The organism is Paraburkholderia sp. RHO2, assembly GCF_050955445.1.
In the GTDB taxonomy this organism is placed as follows: domain Bacteria; phylum Actinomycetota; class Actinomycetes; order Mycobacteriales; family Mycobacteriaceae; genus Prescottella; species Prescottella agglutinans_A.
The window spans coordinates 4,790,790-4,812,302 of record NZ_CP162617.1 but is presented as its reverse complement, the minus strand read 5'-3'; the positions used below and the strand labels follow the sequence as shown (position 1 = coordinate 4,812,302).

At 68.9% G+C, this 21,513-nt stretch carries 20 protein-coding genes; 15 read left to right on the top strand and 5 right to left on the bottom strand.

Features of this window, described 5'->3' with window-relative positions; all coding sequences use genetic code 11:
• Positions 1-58: 58 nt before the first annotated feature.
• Positions 59-565, top strand: coding sequence for a beta-class carbonic anhydrase (locus ABTV10_RS22410; protein WP_499030576.1), 507 nt, complete (start codon positions 59-61; stop codon positions 563-565).
• 66 nt (positions 566-631) lie between these two features.
• On the opposite strand, the gene abmR is transcribed toward ABTV10_RS22410, so the two are convergent.
• On the bottom strand, positions 632-1,204 hold the full coding sequence (gene abmR / locus ABTV10_RS22405; protein WP_499030574.1) for an ATP-binding transcription factor AbmR: 573 nt from the start codon (positions 1,202-1,204) through the stop codon (positions 632-634).
• Positions 1,205-1,246: 42 nt separating this feature from the next.
• Positions 1,247-1,867 carry a TetR/AcrR family transcriptional regulator gene (locus ABTV10_RS22400; RefSeq protein WP_499030572.1) on the bottom strand — a complete coding sequence of 207 codons (621 nt, stop codon included), beginning with the start codon at positions 1,865-1,867 and terminating at the stop codon, positions 1,247-1,249.
• 87 nt (positions 1,868-1,954) lie between these two features.
• Between ABTV10_RS22400 and ABTV10_RS22395 the strand changes: the two genes are divergently transcribed.
• The 4 genes from ABTV10_RS22395 (at position 1,955) to ABTV10_RS22380 (ending at position 7,126) form a co-directional block, all read left to right on the top strand.
• Positions 1,955-2,983: a beta-ketoacyl-ACP synthase III gene (locus tag ABTV10_RS22395; protein ID WP_499030569.1), complete on the top strand. Its 1,029-nt coding sequence runs from the start codon at positions 1,955-1,957 to the stop codon at positions 2,981-2,983.
• 47 nt (positions 2,984-3,030) lie between these two features.
• A complete protein-coding gene (locus ABTV10_RS22390) occupies positions 3,031-4,779 on the top strand; it encodes a penicillin-binding transpeptidase domain-containing protein (protein WP_499030567.1) in 1,749 nt (582 codons plus the stop codon).
• 132 nt (positions 4,780-4,911) lie between these two features.
• Complete coding sequence (locus ABTV10_RS22385; protein ID WP_499030565.1) at positions 4,912-6,594, top strand: NTF2-like N-terminal transpeptidase domain-containing protein; 1,683 nt, start codon at positions 4,912-4,914, stop codon at positions 6,592-6,594.
• A gap of 67 nt (positions 6,595-6,661) precedes the next feature.
• Positions 6,662-7,126, top strand: a complete 465-nt coding sequence (locus ABTV10_RS22380; protein WP_499030563.1) for a MarR family winged helix-turn-helix transcriptional regulator — start codon at positions 6,662-6,664, stop codon at positions 7,124-7,126.
• A 16-nt stretch (positions 7,127-7,142) separates the two neighbouring features.
• Here the strand turns inward: ABTV10_RS22380 and ABTV10_RS22375 are convergent, their stop codons facing one another.
• Entirely contained in the window at positions 7,143-8,072 is a 930-nt protein-coding gene (locus ABTV10_RS22375) for a VOC family protein (protein ID WP_499030562.1), read from the bottom strand.
• 143 nt (positions 8,073-8,215) lie between these two features.
• Between ABTV10_RS22375 and ABTV10_RS22370 the strand changes: the two genes are divergently transcribed.
• Positions 8,216-8,827, top strand: coding sequence for a TetR/AcrR family transcriptional regulator (locus ABTV10_RS22370; protein ID WP_433607671.1), 612 nt, complete (start codon positions 8,216-8,218; stop codon positions 8,825-8,827).
• Between the two features lie 16 nt (positions 8,828-8,843).
• On the opposite strand, the gene ABTV10_RS22365 is transcribed toward ABTV10_RS22370, so the two are convergent.
• Entirely contained in the window at positions 8,844-9,902 is a 1,059-nt protein-coding gene (locus tag ABTV10_RS22365; protein ID WP_499030561.1) for a M48 family metallopeptidase, read from the bottom strand.
• A gap of 193 nt (positions 9,903-10,095) precedes the next feature.
• Between ABTV10_RS22365 and ABTV10_RS22360 the strand changes: the two genes are divergently transcribed.
• The 4 genes from ABTV10_RS22360 to ABTV10_RS22345 all read left to right on the top strand — a co-directional run bounded on the left by ABTV10_RS22360 (position 10,096) and on the right by ABTV10_RS22345 (position 13,800).
• Positions 10,096-11,310 carry an acyl-CoA dehydrogenase family protein gene (locus tag ABTV10_RS22360; RefSeq protein ID WP_499030559.1) on the top strand — a complete coding sequence of 405 codons (1,215 nt, stop codon included), beginning with the start codon at positions 10,096-10,098 and terminating at the stop codon, positions 11,308-11,310.
• The gene (locus ABTV10_RS22355; protein ID WP_499030557.1) at positions 11,307-12,338 is read left to right on the top strand and encodes a phosphotransferase family protein; all 1,032 of its coding nucleotides are present in this window, start codon (positions 11,307-11,309) and stop codon (positions 12,336-12,338) included. Before ABTV10_RS22360 ends, ABTV10_RS22355 begins: the two co-directional genes overlap by 4 nt.
• Positions 12,335-13,072, top strand: coding sequence for an SDR family NAD(P)-dependent oxidoreductase (locus ABTV10_RS22350; RefSeq protein ID WP_499030555.1), 738 nt, complete (start codon positions 12,335-12,337; stop codon positions 13,070-13,072). Before ABTV10_RS22355 ends, ABTV10_RS22350 begins: the two co-directional genes overlap by 4 nt.
• Positions 13,073-13,200: 128 nt before the next feature.
• Entirely contained in the window at positions 13,201-13,800 is a 600-nt protein-coding gene (locus tag ABTV10_RS22345; protein ID WP_499030553.1) for a histidine phosphatase family protein, read from the top strand.
• A gap of 18 nt (positions 13,801-13,818) precedes the next feature.
• Here the strand turns inward: ABTV10_RS22345 and ABTV10_RS22340 are convergent, their stop codons facing one another.
• On the bottom strand, positions 13,819-14,661 hold the full coding sequence (locus ABTV10_RS22340; protein WP_499030551.1) for a PaaX family transcriptional regulator: 843 nt from the start codon (positions 14,659-14,661) through the stop codon (positions 13,819-13,821).
• A gap of 172 nt (positions 14,662-14,833) precedes the next feature.
• Between ABTV10_RS22340 and ABTV10_RS22335 the strand changes: the two genes are divergently transcribed.
• Genes ABTV10_RS22335 through ABTV10_RS22315 form a run of 5 tightly spaced genes read left to right on the top strand, consistent with a single transcriptional unit; the run spans position 14,834 to position 21,482 of the window.
• Positions 14,834-16,201, top strand: coding sequence for an MFS transporter (locus ABTV10_RS22335; RefSeq protein WP_499030549.1), 1,368 nt, complete (start codon positions 14,834-14,836; stop codon positions 16,199-16,201).
• Positions 16,201-17,757, top strand: a complete 1,557-nt coding sequence (locus ABTV10_RS22330; protein WP_499030547.1) for an acyl-CoA synthetase — start codon at positions 16,201-16,203, stop codon at positions 17,755-17,757. Before ABTV10_RS22335 ends, ABTV10_RS22330 begins: the two co-directional genes overlap by 1 nt.
• 1 nt (position 17,758) lies before the next feature.
• Positions 17,759-18,556 (top strand): crotonase/enoyl-CoA hydratase family protein, encoded by a 798-nt coding sequence (locus ABTV10_RS22325; protein WP_499030545.1) that lies wholly within the window; start codon positions 17,759-17,761, stop codon positions 18,554-18,556.
• Positions 18,556-20,529, top strand: coding sequence for an acetoacetate--CoA ligase (locus ABTV10_RS22320; RefSeq protein WP_433607651.1), 1,974 nt, complete (start codon positions 18,556-18,558; stop codon positions 20,527-20,529). Before ABTV10_RS22325 ends, ABTV10_RS22320 begins: the two co-directional genes overlap by 1 nt.
• Positions 20,526-21,482 (top strand): 3-hydroxyacyl-CoA dehydrogenase NAD-binding domain-containing protein, encoded by a 957-nt coding sequence (locus ABTV10_RS22315; protein WP_499030541.1) that lies wholly within the window; start codon positions 20,526-20,528, stop codon positions 21,480-21,482. Before ABTV10_RS22320 ends, ABTV10_RS22315 begins: the two co-directional genes overlap by 4 nt.
• Positions 21,483-21,513: the final 31 nt, after the last annotated feature.

The following is a 21,513-nucleotide window of genomic DNA, read 5'->3' as shown; positions in this document are numbered from 1 at the left end:
CCCGACGATCATGGGAACCGGGTGCGGGCGCCTGACCCGACGGAACCGGGAGACATCGATGACGGTCACCGACGAGTACCTCGAGAACAACAAGCGCTACGCGGAGAGCTTCGCGGGACCGCTGCCGCTGCCGCCGAGCAAGCACGTCGCCGTCGTCGCGTGCATGGACGCGCGCCTGGACGTCTACCGAATCCTCGGACTCGGAGCGGGAGAGGCACACGTGATCCGCAACGCGGGCGGTGTCGTCACCGACGACGAGATCCGTTCCCTCTCGATCAGCCAGCGGTTGCTCGGCACGCGCGAGATCATCCTCATCCACCACACCGACTGCGGCATGCTGACATTCACCGACGACGAGTTCAAGCGTGACCTTCAGGACGAGACCGGTATCAAGCCGGCGTGGGCCGCTGAGGCGTTTCCGGACGTCGAGGAGGACCTGCGGCAATCGCTGCGCCGGGTCGCCGCCAGCCCGTTCGTCACGCTCACGGAGTCGTTGCGCGGCTTCGTGTTCGACGTCGCCACGGGTCGGCTGACGGAAGTCGAGGACTGGCAGGCGAGGCGATGACATGGACGAATTCGGCATCGAAGCACCAAGCACGCGTTTCGGTCGATCGCGAGGTGACGGACGCTCCTAGATCTGCGGCCCCGCCGATCTGAGGTCGTCGACCTTGCGCATCGCTTCGCGCAGCTCGGTGAGCCATTCCTCGCTGTGCTGTCCGGCGAGCTTGACCGTCCAGTTCAGTGCGTCGGCCCGGGATCGGGCGACGCCGGCGTCGACGAGGGTGTCGAGGACCTTGCGTTCGGGTTGGCGCAGTCTCGTCATGACGGGAACGGCGAGGTGTGTGAACAGGATTCGCCGGTCGCCGATCGTGACGCTCCACGCGACCTTCCGGCGGTAGCGGGCCTCGGCCTCGTCGGCGATCTGCATGCGCTCGGGTCTGGTCGACTCCCGGAACCGGGAGACGCGTCCCGCCGCCGCAGCCTCCGTGTCCTCGGTGTCTCCGGCTTCGACCGGTGGCAGCTCGCCGGTTACGACGATCTCCTCGCGATCCACCTCGACGGTGGCCGGGCCGGCGAACCAGTCGTCGGGGAGCCTGCCCGCGAACCAGTCCGCGGCGTCCGAGGCATCGGGTACGTCGGCCTGCTGCCAGCCCCCGGGTCGACCGAATCCATGGCCGTATCCATGGCCGTGTGCTTTTCTCATGATCGTCCTCCTCGGGTCGATCTGCTTGCACTGATTACATGATTACTCCGTTCGCAGCCGAGTGCCACCGCCCGTGGGGTTCGTTTTCGCGAGATGATGCTCGAGCAGGACGCACAGCTGGACGTGCGCGTCGGCGAAGGGTCGGCTCGACTCGAGCGCGCGGCTCTGCACGATGGCGCCCTCGATCACCGACAGGAGCATCCCGGCCGTGGAGCGCGCGGTGGATTCTTCGATTCCGGCCGCCACCATTCCGTCCGCGAGCCGGGTGGTCCAGTCGTCGAACGCCTGGCCGGCGGCGGCCTGCACTGTCGGGTCCAGCTCGTCCAGCGCGGCGGCCATCATGAACGAACCCAGGCGATAGTCGCTGGACTCGAGCGGTTCGAGCCAGAACGCGAAGAGCTCGTCCAGCCACTGCGCCACCGAGGGTGTGCTCGGCAGCTTGTCCGCCATCGCGGACAGGTGCGAATGCACCACTCGCGCCACGATCCGCGCCGCAGTTTCGACGAGTTGCCCCTTGCCTGCCGGGAAGTGTTGATACAGGGAGTTGCGTGACGCGTTGCTCCGCTTGAGCAGCTCGGTCAGTCCGGCGGCATGCACGCCGTGCTCCTGCACTACGGCGATCGTGCTCGTGAGCAGCCGAGCGCGCGGTCGTGCCGCGGTCATGCGAGCTCCTTTCCACCTTGTGTGAACCGATCGGTTCATGTTAGATCTGATCCATGTGAACCGATCGGTTCACATGGAGAGGATGCCGTGCCCACCCCCATTGCCACCGCGCCACCCGTCGCCCACGCGGCCCTTCTGGGGCTCGGCGCGTATCGACCCCGTCGCGTCGTCCCCAACTCGGAGATCGTCGACCGCATCGACTCGTCCGACGAGTGGATCCGGACCCGCTCCGGAATCACCGCCCGAGGCTGGGCCGAGCCCGACGAGACCATCGTCTCGATGAGCGTCGCCGCCGCCCGCGACGCCCTCGCCGCAGCCGGTCTCGAGGCGGAACAGATCGACGCCGTCGTACTGGCCACGTCCTCGCAGATGGTGCTGGGCCCGTCGGCCGGCGCGGTGGTGGCCACCGAACTGGGCATGCACGACACCGCCGCCTACGACATCTCCGCCGGCTGCGCGGGCTTCTGCTACGCGCTCGGCAACGCCGCCGGCCTCGTCCGCGCGGGCCAGGCCCGACACGTCCTGGTGATCGGCGTCGAACGGCTGTCCGACCTCCTCGATCCGACCGACCGCACCTGCGCGTTCATCTTCGCCGACGGTGCCGGTGCGGTCGTGGTGGGTCCCGCCGAGGAGGAGGGTATCGGTCCGGTCGCGTGGGGCTCGGACGGCAGCCAGACCGCGGCGATCAAGCAGGACAAGGACTTCAAGCAGTTCTTCGCCGAGGTGCAGGAGAAGGGCGCGGACGCGGAACGGCCGTACATCCGGATGAACGGTCAGGCCGTGTTCCGGTGGGCGGTGACGTTCCTGGAGAAGGCCTGCCGTGACGCTCTGGACAAGGCCGGAATCACGGCCGACGACCTGGACGCCTTCGTGCCGCACCAGGCCAACAGTCGCATCACCGACGCCCTGATCCGGACGCTCGGCCTGCCGGACACCGTCGCGGTGGCCCGCGACATCGTCGAGACCGGCAACACCAGCGCGGCGTCGATCCCGATGGCGATGGAACAACTCCTCAGGTCCGGCGGCGCGAAGCCCGGCGACACCGCGCTGCTGCTCGGCTTCGGAGCCGGACTCGCCTATGCCGGACAGGTCGTCCGACTGCCGGCGATCGCCTGAGCCGCCCCGGGCAGCGAAGCGCCCGCGGTGCGGGCATCATCGACGGCATGCCCGCACCGCGTCTTGCGTCCCGTACGAATCTGATCGCCCTGGCCACCGCGTCCGCTCTCGTGCTGGCCGGGTGCGGCGGCGGCGATCCCTCCCCGGAGCAGCGGTTCGCCGACGCCCTCGCGAGCGGTGACGTCCAGGCCGCGGCGGCGCTGATGACGGACCCGGACGCCGCGTCGGCCGCGATGACCGCGATGTTCGACGGCCTCGCCGCGCAGGGGCACAGTTTCACCGTCGCGCAGGGTGGCGACTCGTTCACCCTCGACGCGGACTGGGACTTCGGCGACGGGAAGCAGTGGCGGTACTCGACCGAAGGCGAGGTCGTGAACGTCTCCGGTGAGCAACGGATTTCGTGGGATCCCGCCGTGCTCGTGCCCGGCCTCGACGCCGACTCGATGGTGCGGTTCACTCCGACGACGGGCCGGCCGCCGCAGGTGCGGGCGAGCGACCGTCAGCCGCTCATGACGCAGCAGGTGGTCACCCTGGTGAACCTGCGGCCGCCGGTGGACCCCGCCGTCGTGGCGCCGGTGCTCGCCCCGATCGTCCCGACGATCACCGCCGAGTCGCTGCGCGGCGACCTCGCGCAGGCGGACGGCAAGCCTGTCACGGCGGTCACGTTGCGCGAATCCGACATCGCGCCCATCCGAGGGCAGTTGGCGGCGATCCCGGGCGTGGAACTCGTGGACCAGGCCCGGCTGCTCACCGTCGACAAGGCGCTGTCGTCGCCGGTGTTCGCCGATCTCGCGAACCTCTGGCAGGAGGGGCAGGACGCGTCGGTCGGGTGGGCGGTGCAGATGGTGGAGTCGGACGGCAGCACGCAGCGGCTCGCAGGGCAGGACGCGGCCGCTGCCCCCAACATCGACACCACACTGGACCTGACGCTGCAGACGGCCGCCGAGAACGCGCTCGCGGGCGTCCCGCAGCCGGCGGCGATCGTGGCGCTGCGGCCGTCGACCGGCGCGGTCCTCGCCGTCGCGCAGAACGCCCCCGCCGACGCGCAGGGGCCGATGGCCCTCACCGGCCTGTATCCACCCGGCTCCACGTTCAAGACGGTGACAACCTCGGCGGCGCTGCAGGCCGGCAAGGTCACACCCGACACCGTGCTGCCGTGCCCGGGCACCGAGAACGTAGAGGGCCGGCAGATCCCGAACGACGACAACTTCGACCTCGGCTCGGTCCCCCTGCACACCGCGTTCGCGCACTCGTGCAACACGACGATGGCGCGGCTCGCTGTCTCGCTGCCCGCCGACGCGCTGCCACGGGCCGCCGAGCAGTTCGGCCTGGGCGTCGACTACGTGATCCCGGGCCTGACGACGGTCACCGGAACCGTCCCTCCCGCAGAGACACCCGCCGCGCGCGTCGAGTCGGCGATCGGTCAGGGGGCGGTGACCGCGTCGCCGTTCGGGATGGCGCTCGTCGCGGCGTCCATCGCCCACGGGTCGACCCCGGCGCCGACGATGATCGCCGGCCGCCCCGGTACGGCGGACCGGACCGTGGCCCCGGCACCCGCCGACGTCGACGACGATCTGCGCGCGATGATGCGCGAGACGGTAACGGACGGGACCGCGAAGATTCTGGCCGATCTGCCCAACCTCGCGGGCAAGACGGGCACCGCAGAGTACGGTGGTGGCGAAGACTCACACGGATGGTTCGTGGGCATCGACGGCGATCTTGCTTTCGCGGTTTTCGTTGCGGGAGCGGACAGTTCGGGACCTGCGCTGGACGCTGCCGGTCGATTCCTGCGGTAGGTCCGCGTGGCTCCGGGTCGGGCTCGCGTGGTAACGGGGAGGTATCGAGAACCAGCGCCGGTGGCGCAATCGTGACTTCTTCGTAGGCGATCCGTGCTTGTTACGCAAGTGACAAACGGGAGGATTGTGGCCATGGGTTTCCGAGTGTCGCCCCGCGCGCGGCGCAGCCGTGCGATTGCCCTGCCCCTCGGCCTCGTGGCGGTGCTGGCGGCTGCACTCGTGTCCTGTGTGGGTCAAAAGTCCGATGCGAGTGCCGAGTCGGTGGTCTCCGGATTCGTTCAGGCACTCAACGATCGGGACGCCGAGTCCGCCGCCGCGTTCACCTCGTACCCCAACGCGGCCGAGGAGTCCATCCAGCAGATGTTCGACGGCCTCGACGCCGAGCAGTCCCAGTGGACCCTCGCCCAGTTCATGGAACTCAACGGTGATTCCGGATTTTTCACCGTCGATGCCGCATGGAACTTCGGCGAAGGGAAGGACTGGAGCTACTACGTCGACGGCGGCGTCAAGAAGCTGTCGGTGGGCTGGCGCATCTCGTGGGACCCCACCCTGCTCGCGCCGGCACTCGGCCACGGTCGGACGGTTCGATACGACCGTACCGATGCGGCACCGCCGCGCGTGTTCGACGGCACCGGTCACCCACTGATGGCGGAGCAGACGATCAACGCGATCACCCTCGACCCGGTGTCCATGCCCGACCCGGTGGCCACCACCGACCGTGTCGCCAAGGCACTCGAACCCGTCGCGCCGCTCGTGACGGGCGATTCCATGCGCCAGGAGCTGGCCGCGAAGCCGGGGGAGAAGGTGGTCGCGGTCCTGCTGCGCGACCAGGACTACCAGTACCTGGAGAAGGACCTCGCCGGCATCCCCGGTGTCGTGATCGACAAGCAGCCGAAGCTCATCACCACCGACCGCCGGATCGTCACGCCGCTGCTCGATCCACTGCGCACCGTGTGGCAGATGAATCGTGATGCCACCGCCGGCTGGGCCGTCAACATCGTCGAACCCGACGGGGCAGTGCAGCAGCAGGTGGGCTACCAGGGGCCGCCCGGGCCGGACATCAAGGCCACCCTCGACTCGGGGCTGCAATTGGCCGCCGAGAACGCCGTCGTCAGCGCCGGCACCCCGGCAGCGATCGTGGCGATCCGCCCGTCGACGGGGGCGGTAGTGGTTGCGGCCCAGAACAATCAGGCCATCGAACAGGGGCCCGTGGCGTTCACCGGTTTGTACCCCGCCGGCAACTCCCTGGACCTGGTGCGGCAGGCGGCGGCCGCGCAGGCCGGCGTGGAACCGGGGAAGGTGAGCGACGACGACCTCGAGCGTGCCGGACGGCAGCTCGGCATCGGACTCGACTACGACATGCCGGGGCTCGACCCCGAGACCGCGGTGCTGACCGCGTCGCAGTCGGGGGTCGACCAGGTGATGCAGTCCAAGAACGGAACCGAGCCGCAGGTCAGCCCGTTCGGGCTCGCGATGGTGGCGGCGTCCGTCGCGCGCGGCAGCGCCCCGATGCCGATGATCGTCGAGGGGCAGCAGGCCACCGCCGACAACGTCGAGGACGCGCTGCCCGCGAACGTCACCGAACAGCTGCGCACCGCGATGCGCGACAACGTGCAGAGGGGTCCGGCGTCGTTCCTGAAGCAGTACCCCGATCTGATGGGGATCGCGTCGGGCAACGACACCGATCGCTGGTTCTTCGGTTCCCGCGGCGACCTCGCCTTCGCGGTGTTCGTCGCCGACGCCGACGGCGGCGACCGGGCGCTCAAGATGACCGACCTGCTGATGCGGGAGATGGCCAAGCCCGTCGAGAGGTGAGCGGCGAGCCGCTCGCCGGTCGGTCTCCACCGGCCGGTGAGCGGCTCGTTCTCTCTATACTCGCTCCATGCGTTCCGCCCGTGACTCCGAGACGACGCCCCTCGCGGACCGGCTCGGATACGTCTTCGTCAGGGCTGCGTGGAAGGTTCGGCAGTTCTACGCGGAGAAGCTCTCCGAGGTGGGGCTGCTTCCCAATCAGCACGCAATACTCAGCACCCTGAGCGAACTCGGTCCGTGCCACCAGAAGGAACTCGCGGCCCGGGTGGTGTTGGATCCGGGGGACATAGTCGCCTACCTCGATTCGTTGCAGAAGGCTCGCTACGTCGAACGCAACCGCGACCCGGAAGACCGTCGCCGACAGATCGTGTCGATCACCGATGCAGGCCGCGCGCTGCTCGTCGAGGCCGATCGTGCGCTGGACGACATCGAGTCGGCAGTGTTCGGAGCGCTGTCGCCGGAACGTCGTGCCCTGCTGACGGAGGTCACGGCAACCATCTCCGCGCTCGAGGCGCCCACGGGCTGTGGCGGCTGACGCGGAGCGCCTCCGGTCAGACGACGCTCGACTCGAGGCGCGTCTCCACCGGTCGGACGATTCCAGGAACCCGTGACCGGGCAGCACCGGCCGGTCGACGATGGCCCCAGTAGCTCGGCCGATCGTAGGACCGCGCCACCCAGCTGAGGTCGTCGACGACCAGTCCGCCGTGCCCGTACTCGATCTGCATCCCCGACGGTGTGTCGATGTAGATCGATGTCATGAGGTCGTTGGTGTGTCGGCCCAGCGTCTGCACGATCGCGGTGCCGGTCTCGTGGACGAGGTCCATTGCGGTGCCGAGGTCGTCGAGGTGCTCGACCTCGAGCATGAGGTGGTTGAAGCCGACGAATCCGGGCAGTTCGCTGAGCGCGAGCGAGTGGTGGCGGCCGTTGACGTGATAGAAGCGAACGGTGTAGCGGTCGGTCGAGACTCGGTCCGACAGGCGGAATCCGAGGATGTCGACGTAGAAGCGGTTGGCCTCGACGAGATCCGGTACCTGGAACACGACGTGCCCGAGACCCTGCTCGCCGGTGACGAATCCGCCGCGCATCGGCCGCCCCGGCGTGAAGGAGAGTGGAGTGGCGCGCTTGCCCCAGCTCAGCTCGTGCCGGATGCCCCACGGATCCTCGAACCACACCAGTTCGGCAACGTGGCGTTCGGCGGCCAGGGCGTCGTCGCCCGGGTGCACGTCGACGCCTTTGTCTCGGAGCTGGGCAGTGAACTGCTGCAGATCCGTCTCGTTCGCCAAACCCCAACCTGCGTAACGGAACTCGTCCTGTTCGCCGGGGTGGATGGCGATTCGGTAGTCGACGTCGTCGACCGCAAGACGGACGGCGCCGTCGGGTCCGTCGTCGGCCATCTTGGCACCCAGTTGCGCGGTGCCGTAGGCGCGCCAGTCCTCGAATCTCGGTGATGCGATTCCGATGTACGACAGTTCCTGGATCATCGTCGACCTCCTCGGGTGATGCAGCGGACGGGTGTTCGAGAAATTACACAGGTGACCCAATCATTGGCAAGACCTACTAATAATGCACCGGCCGACGAGGGTGGTTCGGCGCGATCGGGTAGCCGCGTGAATACGGTGTGGGTATGACTTCGGACTCGGTACCTGGCTCCTGGCGGCACTACGAGGCGACGACTCTGCCCGGGCCGTTGGTCGCGGCGCTCGAGATGTTCGCCGAGCGCGGGTACGAAGGGGCGTCGATTCGGGAGGTCGCGGCGCACGCCGGACTGTCGGTACCCGGGCTGTACCACCACTACCCGTCGAAGCAGGCCCTGCTGGCCGGGCTCATGCGCGTCGTGATGTCCGACCTGCTCGACCGCAGCCGACGCGCGCTCGCCGACGCCGGCCCCTCGCCGAGCGAGCAGTTCGACGCCGTCGTGGAATCGTTGCTGCGGTTCCACATGTTCCGGCGCGAGCAGGCGTTCGTCGCGTCGACCGAGATGCGCAGCATGGAACCGGAGATCCGCGCCGAGTACGTGGGCATGCGCGACGAGCAGCAGCGGATCCTCGACACGATCGTGGAGGCCGGGGTGGACGACGGCTCCTTCCGCACGCCGTATCCCGGCGACGCGAGCCGGGCCGTCACGACCATGTGCGTCGCGGTGGCGAGTTGGTACCGCCCCGACGGGCCGCTGACGCCCGACGAGTTGGTGGAGCGCTACCTCCAGATCGCTCGGGGAGCGGTCGGCGCGAACTGACCGTGGCGGGGCCGCTTCAGTTACGGGAGCTTCTACGCCAGTGCGTGAAGCGGTCCTTGACGTCGGCTGCGACGTCGCCCACGCCCTGGCCGACGGCGCCCACCGCATCGCCCAGCCCGCCGCCGACGTCCCGCAGCGTGCGGATCAGCGGGTCGTCGGACTGGTCGAAGTTGTCCTTGTACGTCTTTGCTGCGTTGCGGAACTCGTCGCGGATGCTGGCGTCGTCGTCGGTCGAGCGATGCGGGTACTCGCCGCGCAGCACCCGCGCGTAGTCGCCGCCGTCGACCCAGCGCTTCAGCTCCGCCGCTCGCAGGACCGAGAACGGATGCGACATCAGTTCGACGTTGAGCAGCTTGAGCACGCCGTCGCGCAGGTCGCCGCTGGCCTCGTACTCGGCGGCCTGCGCGAGGAACGCGTCCGGGTCGATCTCGCTGACCCGTGCACCTCCGGCCAGTTTCATCTGCACCCGAAGCGCGGTGTGGACGTCCTGACCGCACAGCAATCCGGCGCGGTCGGCGGACAGCTCGGACTTGCGCTGCCACTCCATCAGCCCGGCGATGATTCCGCGCAGCGCCCACCCGCCGACCGGGACCCAGCCGATGGTGCCGGCCAGTCGCATCAGGTGCAGCAGGATGGTGCGGTAGACCGCATGCCCGGACAGGGCGTGGCCGAGTTCGTGGCCGACGACGAAGCGCTGCTCCTCGTAGTTCATGACGTCCAGCAACCCGGTCGTCACGACGATGAACGGCTTGTCCATCCCGATCGTGAACGAGTTGACCGCGGGCGACTGCAGGACGAACAGCTCGGGTGTCTCGTCGGCGTCGAGGATGTCGACGCAGTCGCGGCGGAGCTCGTCGAGATCGGGGAATTGGCGTTCGTCGACCCGGATGGACGTGGCCAGGTACATCAGCCGGTGCTGGCGTTCCCGCAGCAGTCCCGACAGCGTCCGCAGAATGGTGTCGAATCCCTTGAGCGAGCGCAGGGTCACCAGTGCGGCCCGGTCGGCGGGGTGTTCCCACGCGCGCGAGCTGATCCCGGGAAATTCGACCCGCGTGCGGTCCGGACTGGTGGTCACGTCGGCTCCTTGTCGAGGACGGTGTTCGTCGGCGACGGGCATCGGGCCGGCCGCACCAAGAACAATAGCGACCGATTGGTTTCGAATGTCCGAATCCTCGCTGGTTGTGCGCCCACCCTTGACCGATCACCGCGACTGTGCGACGGTACTTGCGACCGAGCGATCGTTCGGTCGGGAGACGTGGAGGTGTGACGTGGCCGTGGATCTGTCGTACTCGCCCGAGGTTGAGAATCTCGTCGAGCGCACCCGGGAGTTCGTGCGGGACGTGGTCCTGCCGATCGAGGACGCGCACGCCGGCGACATCACCGCCGCCGGTGGCGACGCGCTGCGCAAGGAAATGCAGACGGAGGCTGCGAATCGGGGACTGCTCGCGCCGCACGCGCCCGTCGAGTTCGGTGGCCTGGGCCTGAACATGAGCGATCGGTCCCCGGTGTTCGAGGCCGCGGGCTACTCGCTGTTCGGCCCGACCGCGCTGAACATCGCGGCCCCCGACGAGGGCAACGTCCACCTGCTCGCGCATGTCGCCGACGCGGCCCAGAAGGAGCAGTTCCTGGCTCCGCTCGCGCGCGGCGAGGTGCGCTCGGCGTTCGCGATGACCGAGCCCGCACCCGGTGCCGGTTCCGATCCGGCCGCGCTCACCACCCGCGCCGAGAAGGCTCCCGGTGGCTGGAAAATCAACGGCCACAAGTGGTTCATCACCGGCGCCGACGGCGCGGGATTCTTCATCATCATGGCCCGCACGTCCGGTGCCCCGGGCGACCGCGGCGGCGCGACGATGTTCCTCGCGCCCGCGTCGGCGCCCGGGATCCGCGTGGGCCGGCACATCGAAACCCTCGACCGGGCGATGATCGGCGGCCACTGCGAGGTGTTCTTCGAGGACCTCTTCGTGCCCGACGAGGCCGTGCTCGGCGCGGTCGACGAGGGATTCGCCTACGCACAGGTGCGCCTCGGTCCCGCCCGCATGACGCACGTGATGCGGTGGCTCGGCGCGGCCTGCCGCGGCCACGACGTCGCTGTCGAGTACGTCGCCCGACGCGAGGGCTTCGGTTCGCGGCTCGGTGACCTGGGCATGATCCAGAAGATGGTCGCCGACAACGAGATCGACATCGCGGCCACCCGGGCGCTGCTGACCCGTGCCTGCTGGGAGCTCGACGAGGGCCGGAGCGGCTCGGATTCGACGTCGATCGCCAAGGCGTTCGGTTCCGAGGCGATCTTCCGGATCGTCGACCGGTCGATCCAGATGTGCGGCGGCATGGGTGTCTCCGGTGACCTGCCGCTCGCTCGACTGTCCCGGGAGGTGCGTCCCTTCCGGGTGTACGACGGGCCGTCCGAGGTGCACCGCTGGGCGCTGGCCAAGCGCGTCGTCGGCAAGGCGAAGCGCGCTGCACGCGAGGAGGGCCGGTCGTGACGACGGCACGCCTCGACGGGCTGGATCTGGCTGCGCTGCAGCGCTTCTTCGACGCTGCCGGCGTGCCCACCGCGGGAGAGCTCCGGGCCGAGCTGATCTCCGGCGGCAAGTCCAACCTCACCTTCAAGGTGTTCGACGACGCCTCGCAGTGGGTGCTGCGGCGACCCCCGACCGCGGGACTGACGCCGTCGGCGCACGACGTCGCCCGCGAGTTCCGGGTGTGCGCCGCGCTGCAGGACTCCCCGGTCCCGGTCGCACCGACCGTGGCGCTGTGCGAGGACGAGTCCGTGATGGGCGCCCCGTTCGCCGTCACCGGGTTCGTGACGGGCCGGGTGATCCGCACCGTCGACGACCTCGACACGCTGACAGGCGCCGAGATCGACTCGTGCGTCGACGAACTGGTGCGCGTGCTCGCCGCGCTGCACGCCGTCGACCACCGCGAGGTGGGACTCGAGGCGTTCGGCCGTCCCGACGGCTACCTCTCCCGTCAGGTGGCGCTGTGGGCGCGCCAGTGGGAACGCGTCAAGACCCGCGAACTGCGCGACCTCGAACGCCTGCACGCCCTTCTCGCGGAGGCGATCCCGACCGGCTCGCAGGCGGCGATCGTGCACGGCGACTACCGGATCGACAACACCCTTGTCGCCGCCGACGATCCCGGACGCGTCGTCGCGGTGGTCGACTGGGAGATGTCGACGCTCGGCGACCCGCTCACCGACCTGGCGCAGATGTGCGTCTACCGGCATTCCGCGCTGGACGTCATCCTCGGCGAGCCGGCGGCGTGGACCAGCACGAGGCTGCCGTCCCCGGACGAGATCGCGCAGAAGTACGCCACCGTGACCGACCGGAACCTCGACAACTGGGGCTTCTACCTGGGTCTGGCCAACTTCAAGCTCGCGGTTATCGCCGAGGGCATCACGCACCGCCACCGCGAGGGCGCCACCACCGGCGACGGATTCGCGGAGGCATACCAGGCTGTGGAGCCGCTGGTGGCCGCCGGGCTCGCCGCGTTGGGAGAGGCAAACCGATGACGAACAGTGCACTGATCACCGGCGCGTCCCGCGGCATCGGCCTGGGCATCGCGCACCGCCTCGCGTCGCAGGGGTACGCCCTCACCGTCACCGCGCGGGACGCGTCCCGGCTCGACGCCGTCGCCGGGGATCTGCGCGCCGCCGGCGCACCCGACGTCGTCGCGGTGGCGGCGGACATGGCCGACCCGGCTGTCGCCGAGACGTTGACCGCGGCGCACCGGGAGCGGTTCGGCTCGATGCGGGCCCTGATCCTCAACGCGGGTGTGGGCACCGCGGGAGCCGTGGGCGAGTTCCCCATGCGCCGGTTCGACAAGACCGTCGCCGTGAACCTCGCCGCACCCTTCGCGCTGCTGCAGAACTCGCTGCCGCTGCTGCGCGCGGGCGCCGCGGACAACCCGGATCTCGGCGCGAAAGTGGTTGCGGTCTCGTCGATCACCGGCGTGTACGCCGAGGCGAACCTCGCCGTGTACGGGGCGACGAAGGCCGCGCTGATCTCGCTGGTGGAGACCTTCAACGCGGAACAGTCCGGCAACGGGATCGCCGCGACGGCAATCGCGCCCGCCTACGTCGACACCGACATGTCCGAGTGGACCAAGGACGCCATCCCCGCCGAGTCGATGCTGACGGTGAACGACATCGTCGAACTCGTCGACGCCGTGATGCGGCTGTCGAACCGGGCGGTATTGTCCAAGCTGGTGCTCAGTCGGGCCGGTGCGTCGGGCTACACGGCCTGACCGCGCGGTGGCCGAATGTCACACACGTTCGATCCGACCGAACGCATGTGACATTCGGCCGTACTCATTCCCCTAATCGTCGTGTGTAGTGAAAGGTGCAGGCGCGCATGTGCGCCGGGTGATCGATCGTGCAGTTGATCCTTGTCCGACATGCACTGCCCGAGAGCATCTCGGTGGCGGAAGGCTGGGCCGATCCCGGACTCACCGAGTTCGGGCATCATCAGGCCCGTCGCCTGCCCGGAGCGCTCGCCGATGTCCGCGTCGCCCGCGTGGTCGCGAGCCCCATGCGACGAGCCGTCGAGACCGCCGCGCCGCTCGTCGCGTCGACGGGACTCGACCTCGAGGTGAACGAGGGATTCGCCGAGTACGACCGGCATGAGGGCAGTTACGTCCCCATCCACGAGGCCAAGCAGCGGATGCCGGAGGCCTTCGCGCGCATCCGCGCCGGCTTCCTGCCGGACTTCGTCGACGAGAACGCCTTTCGGAGTCGAGTCCTCGACGCCACGGAAGAGGTGGTGGCGCAGGCGAGCCACGAGGACAGTGTCGTGGTCGTCGCGCACGGCGGCGTCGTCAACCTGATCCTGCAGCAGATCCTCGAACTGCCCCGACCGTTGACGTTCCCGCTGGAGTACGTCTCGGTCACCCGGGTCCTGATCTCGCGCAACGGTGTCCGCCGAGTGTCGTCCGTCAACGAGACCGGGCACGTGCGCGACCTGATGATCCGCTGACCGGCTCACCCGAAACAGTCAGCGGGACAGTGTGATCGCGTCCAGTCCGCCGGCCTCGATGCCGATGGACGCGCGGTCGAGCGTCGCGTCGAGGATCCGGAACAGGCGCTCGGCGTCGCCCGCGGGCCAGCCGTCCGGGAGAAGCGACGCCGGTAGCAACGGGTCGGCCCGAGTGATCGACAGCCACTCGGCCTGCACTCGCACGCGAGTGGCGAACGCCCCTTCGAGGCTGCGTTCGGCGGCCTCCGCGCCGTGCCATCGTGCGATGAAACCCGTGTAGCGGGACGCGATCTCGTCCAGATCGAATGCCGACATGACGAGCGATTCGTCCGTCGTGGGCGGCACGACTCGTCCGACCATCGCCGTGAGTTCGATGTCCGCGAACTCGGGGCCGAGGAGTTCGAGCACCTCGTGTCGCCGCGGCGCCACCCAGAGTCCGGATGCCGTGCTGCCGAACCCGGCCCAACTCAACCGCGAGCGCGCGCGGTGCCGTAGATGACGTGAATCCTCGGGCACGGACATCGCGATCGTCGTCCACACGCCGTCCCATGCCGCGTCGCCCATGCCGCGCCACACCTTGTTGTATCCGCCCTCGAGCACGGACGTCCCGTGCTCGGTGAGCGAGTAGTACGTCTTGCGGCCGATCTTGTGCCGTTCGAGCATGCCCCGGTCCGTCATCCGGGCGAGCAGCGACCGGGTGGCCGACTGCCCGACGTCCAGCCATCCGAACACCTCGACAACCGACGCGCCACTGATGGCGATCGGCTTCCAGAGAAGGTGCATTCCGAGAAACGCGAGCAGCAGCGACTGGGGGGTGACGTCGAACCGTTCGATGGGTTCTGCAGTGGGGCTATGCCGCATGCCGGCCAGTTTAGTTGCCGCTGGTGCGGATACTCGCACAAATCGATTAGTGCTCAATCCATTGACGCCACGCAACGAAAATGCATAGTATCTGCGCCGTCAGATCAGTGAGGTGGATCACGTCTGACCCACGACTGCACCCGTTCCAGACCACTCCCCAGTGAGGACTCCCATGGCCCAGAGCGACCCCGCGGTGGCGAAGGATCCGGCGATGCTCAGACGCGCCGCCGCGTCGAGCTTCCTCGGCAGCGTCATCGAGTACTACGACTTCTTCGTCTACGCCACCTGCGCAGCGGTGGTTTTCAAGGACGTCTTCTTCTCCCAGATGTCCCCGCTCGCGGGCACCCTCGCGAGCTTGGCCACCTTCGCCGCCGGCTACCTGGCCCGGCCGCTCGGCGGCGTCGTCTTCGGCCACTACGGAGACCGCCTCGGTCGCAAGAAGATGCTGGTGCTGACGATGTCCATCATGGGCATCGCCAGCGCGCTCATCGGTGTGCTGCCCACGTACGCCACGGCCGGCGCCATCGCGCCGATCCTGCTCGTGCTCCTGCGCGTCGTGCAGGGTGTCGCGCTCGGCGGTGAGTGGGGCGGCGCGGTGCTGATGTCGGCGGAACACGCCGACTCGCGCCGCGGGTTCTGGGCCAGCTTCACGAACGCCGGCGCACCGACCGGCACGCTCACCTCCACCGTGGTCATCACCTCGACCATTGCCATCGTCGGCAACGAGGCCTTCGTCGAATGGGGTTGGCGCCTGCCGTTCCTGTTCAGCCTGCTGTTGCTCGTCCTCGGCCTGGTGGTCCGCGCCAAGGTCGACGAGTCGCCCGAGTTCGTCGCCGCCACCACCGAGCGCACCCCGAACGAGGGAATCCCGCTGTTGCGGGTGCTCAAGGACCAGCCGAAGACGCTCCTGCTGTCGGCCGGAGTGGGCCTCGGGGCCTTCGTCTTCCAGGGCGCGCTGACCACCTACGCCATCGCCTACGGTGTGCAGTCCGGTGTCCCGCGTCAGGAGATCCTCAACGCGCTCACCATCTCGTCCTTCCTGTCGATCTTCGGCATCATCGGATGGTCGGCGCTCTCCGACAAGGTCGGGCGGCTTCCGATGGTGATCGCCGGCTCCGTCGGCATCATCGGGTGGGGATTCGCGCTGTTCCCGCTGATCGGGTCGAAGAGCTTCCCGCTCATCGTCCTCGCCATGGTCGTCGGTCAGGCGATCGTCCACCCGATGGTCTACGGGCCCCTCGCCGGCCTGTACACCGAGCTGTTCAGCACCGAATACCGTTACACCGGAGCTTCACTCGGCTACCAGCTCGCGGGGATCGGCGCGGGCATCTCCCCGGTCCTGTTCGCCGAAATCATGCGCTCGAACGGCGGCACGAGCACCCTCGGGCTCTCCGCCGTCATCGCGCTGACCTCCCTGGTGAGCATCGCGTGCATCGCCAAGCTCGGTGAGACCAAGAACCGCAGGCTCTCTCGGGTGGGCGCGGACGGCGACGCGGCCACGCCGGCCGCCGTCGACGCACCCGCGACGGGGGTGGCCTGATGTTCGGCGGCAGCCGACCCGGGCTGGCCACGCTGTCCGAGCGACGGGCCCGGATGAGCGGTGACTCGATCGCGATGATCTACCGCGACACCGAGCTGAGCTACCGGGAGGTCCACAACCGGGTCCTCGTCCGGGCCGCGGAGCTCGCGGAGACGGGTGTGGGCCCCGGCGACCGGGTCGCCTATCTGGGCCCCAACCACCCGGCGCTCGTCGAGACGATGCTCGCGGTGGTACGCCTCGGCGCCGTGTTCCTGCCGCTCAACCATCGGCTCTCCGCACCCGAGCTCGACTACCAGCTGACCGATGCCGGGGTGGCCGTCCTGATCGTCGCGCCCGAATCACGTTCGACCGCAGACGCACTCAGCCGCTGCGAGACGGTCGTCCAGGACCTGGCGTGGTCTCCCGCACCAACGGAACCACCGGCCGATCTGCTCCGGGCGGCGGAAGTGGGCGGCGCCGATCCCGCGTTCGTGCTCTACACGTCCGGCACGACGGGACACCCGAAGGGTGCAATCCTCACCCACGAGAACCTGGTGTGGAACAGCGTCAACATGCTCCTCGACCTCGACGTCACCTCCGACGAGGTGGCGCTCGTGTCGGCGCCGCTGTTCCACGTGGCGGCCCTCGACCAACTGGTACTCACCGTGTTCCTCAAGGGCGGCACGAGCGTCATCACCCCGAAGTGGGACGTCGACGTCGCCCTCGACCTCATCGAACGTCACCGGATCACGTGGATGTTCGGCGTCACCACGATGTACGCCGACCTGGCGCACTCGCCGCGCTGGGCGGACGCGGACCTGAGCTCGATCCGCAGCGTCATGTCGGGCGGGGCCCCGATCCCGGTGCACCTCATCGACACCTACCGGGAGAAGGGCGTGACCTTCTGCCAGGGCTACGGCCTCACCGAGACGGCCCCCGGCGCGACCTTCCTCGGCCCGGCCGACGCGGTGCGCAAGGCCGGCTCGGCGGGGCAGCAGGTCATGTTCGACGAGGTGAAGATCGTCGACGAGACCGGCACCGAGTGCCCCCGCGGCACGGCCGGTGAGGTGATCATCCGGGGACCCAACGTCACCCCCGGCTACTGGAACAACCCCCAGGCCACCGCCGCGGCGTTCACCGAAGGTGGCTGGTTCCACTCCGGCGACATCGCCTACATGGACGACGACGGGTTCGTCTTCATCGTCGACCGGATGAAGGACATGTTCATCTCGGGTGGCGAGAACGTCTACCCGGCCGAGGTCGAGAGCGTGCTCTTCCGCCACCCGGACGTTCTCGAGGCCGCCGTGGTCGGCGCGCCGGACGACCGCTGGGGCGAGGTCGGTCACGCGTTCGTCGTCACCCGGGACGGCTCGGGACTGAACCAGCACGATCTCCTCGCGTTCGCCGCCGAGCACCTGGCCCGGTACAAGGTGCCCCGGCTGGTGTCGTTCGTCGCGGCCCTGCCGCGCACCGGCTCCGGCAAGGTCCGCAAGCAGGACCTGCGCGGCGGTGCCCCACTCGGCGCCCACTTCGACCCCGAACACCTGATCCGCACTACCAGCAAGGCGAAGAACTGACATGAGCGCTCCCATCTCCGAATCCCTCGCCTTCGAGCAGCGCGGCGACATCGGCATCCTCACGCTGAACCGGCCGCACAAGCGAAACGCGCTGGACGACAAGACCATCCTCGCACTGGGGGACTTCTTTCGAACCCCGCCGGAAGGCGTGCGGGCCCTGGTGCTCACCTCGTCCGGCGAGCACTTCTGCGCCGGTCTGGACCTGTCCGAGCTGTCCGAGCGGGACGCCGTCGAAGGGCTGCACCACTCCCGCATGTGGCACAAGGCCCTCGGCGAGATGGCGGGCGGCACGCTGCCGGTCGTCGCGGTGCTGCGTGGCGCGGTGGTGGGCGGTGGACTGGAACTCGCCAGTGCCGCGCACATCCGGATCGCGGAGCGCAGCACCTTCTTCGCGCTCCCCGAGGGACAGCGTGGTCTGTTCGTCGGTGGTGGTGCGTCCGTGCGGGTTCCGCGCCTGATCGGCGTGGCCCGCATGCAGGACATGATGCTCACCGGGCGCGTCCTCGGCGCGGAGGAGGGCGAACGCGTGGGCCTGGCGACCTACCTGGTCGACACCGGCGCCGGCGATGCGCTGGCGCTCGACCTGGCCGGCAAGATCGCCGCGAACTCCCCGGTCACCAACTACTCGGTGCTGCAGGCGCTGCCCCGGATCGCCGAGGTGGGCCCGGACGAGGGGCTGATGATGGAGTCCCTCATGGCCGCCGTCGCGCAGTCCAGCGTCGAAGCAAAGCACAAGATGAACGAATTCCTCACGGGCCGTGGCCCCAAGGTCCGGGCCGCCGACGGCGAGGTGAAGTGATGGCGGAGATCCTGCGCCCCGTACCCGTCGATGCTCGGGACACCACCCGGGTGGGGGCCTTCATGGACTGGCTCGAATCCGAGCGCGGCCTGCGGATCGAGCACTGGAACGACCTGCATCGCTGGTCCACCTCGGACATCGAGGGATTCTGGGCGGCGATCTGGGACTACTTCGGCGTCGTCACCCACCGACCCTACGAACAGGTCCTCGAGACCCGGGTGATGCCCGGGGCGCACTGGTTCAGCGGAGCGCTGATCAACTATGTCGAGCACTCCCTCGGCACCGACGCCGATCTGGACACCGTCGCGGTGAAGGCCCGATCCCAGAGTCGCCCCGACGTGGAGATGACCTTCGGTCGGCTCCGTGACGAGGTTCGCCGGGTTCGGGCGGGACTGGTCGAACTCGGCGTCGGCCGCGGCGATCGCGTCGTCGGCTACCTGCCCAACATCCCCGAGGCGCTGGTCGCGTTCCTCGCCACCACGAGCCTCGGTGCGATCTGGGCGGCGTGCGCCCCGGAGTTCGGGGCCCACAGTGTGGTCGACAGGTTCGGTCAGGTCGACCCCAAGGTCCTGTTCGTGGTGGGGGGCTACACGTACGGCGCCAAGAGCGTCGACCGCCGCGCCGAGGTCGCGCACATCCGCGAGAACCTGCCCGGGGTGACCGCGGTGGTCTCGGTCGCCTACGGCGAGCACGTCGTCACCGACGACGTAGTGGCCTGGGACGACCTGGGACGCGACGAGTCGGGAGCGCCGGGATCGATGCCCACCGTCGACCCCGTGCCGTTCGACCATCCGCTCGTCGTGCTCTTCTCGTCCGGCACCACCGGCAAGCCCAAGGCAATCGTGCACGGGCACGGCGGCCTTCTGCTCGAGACGCTGAAGAACCACGCCCTGCACTTCGACCTCGGACCGGGTGACACCTTCTCCTGGTTCAGCACCACCGCGTGGATGATGTGGAACTCCCTCGTCGGTGGTCTGCTCGTACGGTCGGCGATCGTCATGATGGACGGCAACCCGATGTACCCCGACTCCCGGTACCAGTGGCGGGTTGCGGCCGAGACGGGGGCGACGGTGATGGGCATGAGCCCGGGCGTCGTCATGACGTGCCGTCGCGAAGGACTCGAGCCCACGACGGAGTTCGATCTCTCGGCGGTCCGTCAGTTCGGCGCCGCCGGCAGTCCGCTGCCGCGTGAGGGCTACGAGTGGATCTGCGACCGCTTCGGCCCCGGTGTGCTCCTCAACGTCGGCAGCGGCGGTACCGACGTGTGCACCGGCATCATCCAGGCTTCACCGATGACACCGGTCTACGCGGGTGAGATGTCCGGTCCCAGCCTCGGTTTCGCGGCCACCGCCTACGACGCGGACGGCAATGAGGTGATCGGCGCGCTCGGTGAACTCGTCATCACCGCGCCGGTGCCGTCGATGCCGGTGAAGTTCTGGGGCGACGACGACGGCTCCCGGTACCGCAGTACCTATTTCGACACCTACCCGGGCGTCTGGCGTCACGGCGACTGGATCCGGTTCGACCCCGAAGGCGGTGCGATCATCACCGGCCGCTCCGATGCCACCCTCAATCGTGGCGGGGTCCGACTGGGTACCGCCGAGTTCTACCGCGTCGTCGAGGAACTGCCCGGCATCGTCGACTCCCTCGTCGTCCACCTCGAGGACGGCGAGGGCGGTATGGGACGCCTGGTCCTGTTCCTGGTCACCGCCGCAGGCGTCGACCTCGACGACGAGCTGAAGCGAACCGTCTCGATCGCCCTCCGAACATCGTTGTCACCGAGGCACATCCCCGACGAGATTCACCGAATTCCGGTCGTGCCCTACAACCGCACCGGTAAGAAGCTCGAGATCCCGGCCAAGCGGATACTCCTGGGGGCGAGCCCGGACAGCGTCGCGGCACCCGGGTCGCTGGCGGAGCCGCACGCACTCGACGCGTTCGTCGCGTGGAGCGTCGCGGGGACGAACCGATGAGCGCGCCGGCCGCACCCGAGGTGCGGACCGTCGCGGTCATCGGTACGGGCGTCATCGGTGCCGCCTGGGTCGCCGGCTTCCTCGCGGCCGGTCTCGACGTCGTCGCGACCGATCCCGCTGACGGAGCGGAGGCACGACTGCGTGCGTTCGTCGACGAAACCGCGGACGTCGTCGCAGAATTCACCGGACACGACCGATCCGATCGCGGTGTGCTGCGGTTCGTCGCCACCGCCGGCGAGGCCGCCCGGGCGGCGGACTTCGTCCAGGAGAACGGGCCCGAGCGGCTCGACGCAAAGTCCGCCCTGCTCGCGGAGATCGATGCCGAGGCCCGACCGGGCGTCATCATCGCCTCGTCGACGTCGGGCATCGAACCGAGCGTCCTGCAGGCCATGTGTTCGGTCGATCCCGGCCGCGTGCTCGTGGGCCACCCCTTCAACCCGGCCCACATCATCCCGCTCGTCGAGGTGGTCCCCGGCACGGCCACGACGTCCGAGACCGCGCAGGCCGCACTGGACTTCTACCGCCGGGTGGGCAAGAAGCCCATCCTCGTCCGGGCGGAGATTCCCGGGCACGTCACCAACCGACTGCAGGCCGCCCTCTGGCGTGAGGCCTACTCGCTGGTGGACCGCGGTGTGGTGTCCGTCGCGGACATCGACACCGCCATCACCAACGGCCCCGGTCTGCGCTGGGCGATCGTCGGACCACTTGCGGCGCAGCACCTGTCGGGTGGCGCGGGTGGCATGCGCCACCTCCTCGAGCACCTGGGGCCGCCCACCCAGAAGTGGATGGACGACCTCGGTACGCCCCAGCTCACCCCGGAGCTGGCGGACAAACTGGTCGCCGGCATCGACCACGAGATGGCGGGCATCGACCAGCCCGGCCTCGTCGCGGACCGGGACAGGTTGCTGGTCGACATCATGCGACTCAAGCGCACCGGTCGAAACCTTCCCTGACGCGCCCACCCCGATCCACGAGGAACGAAAA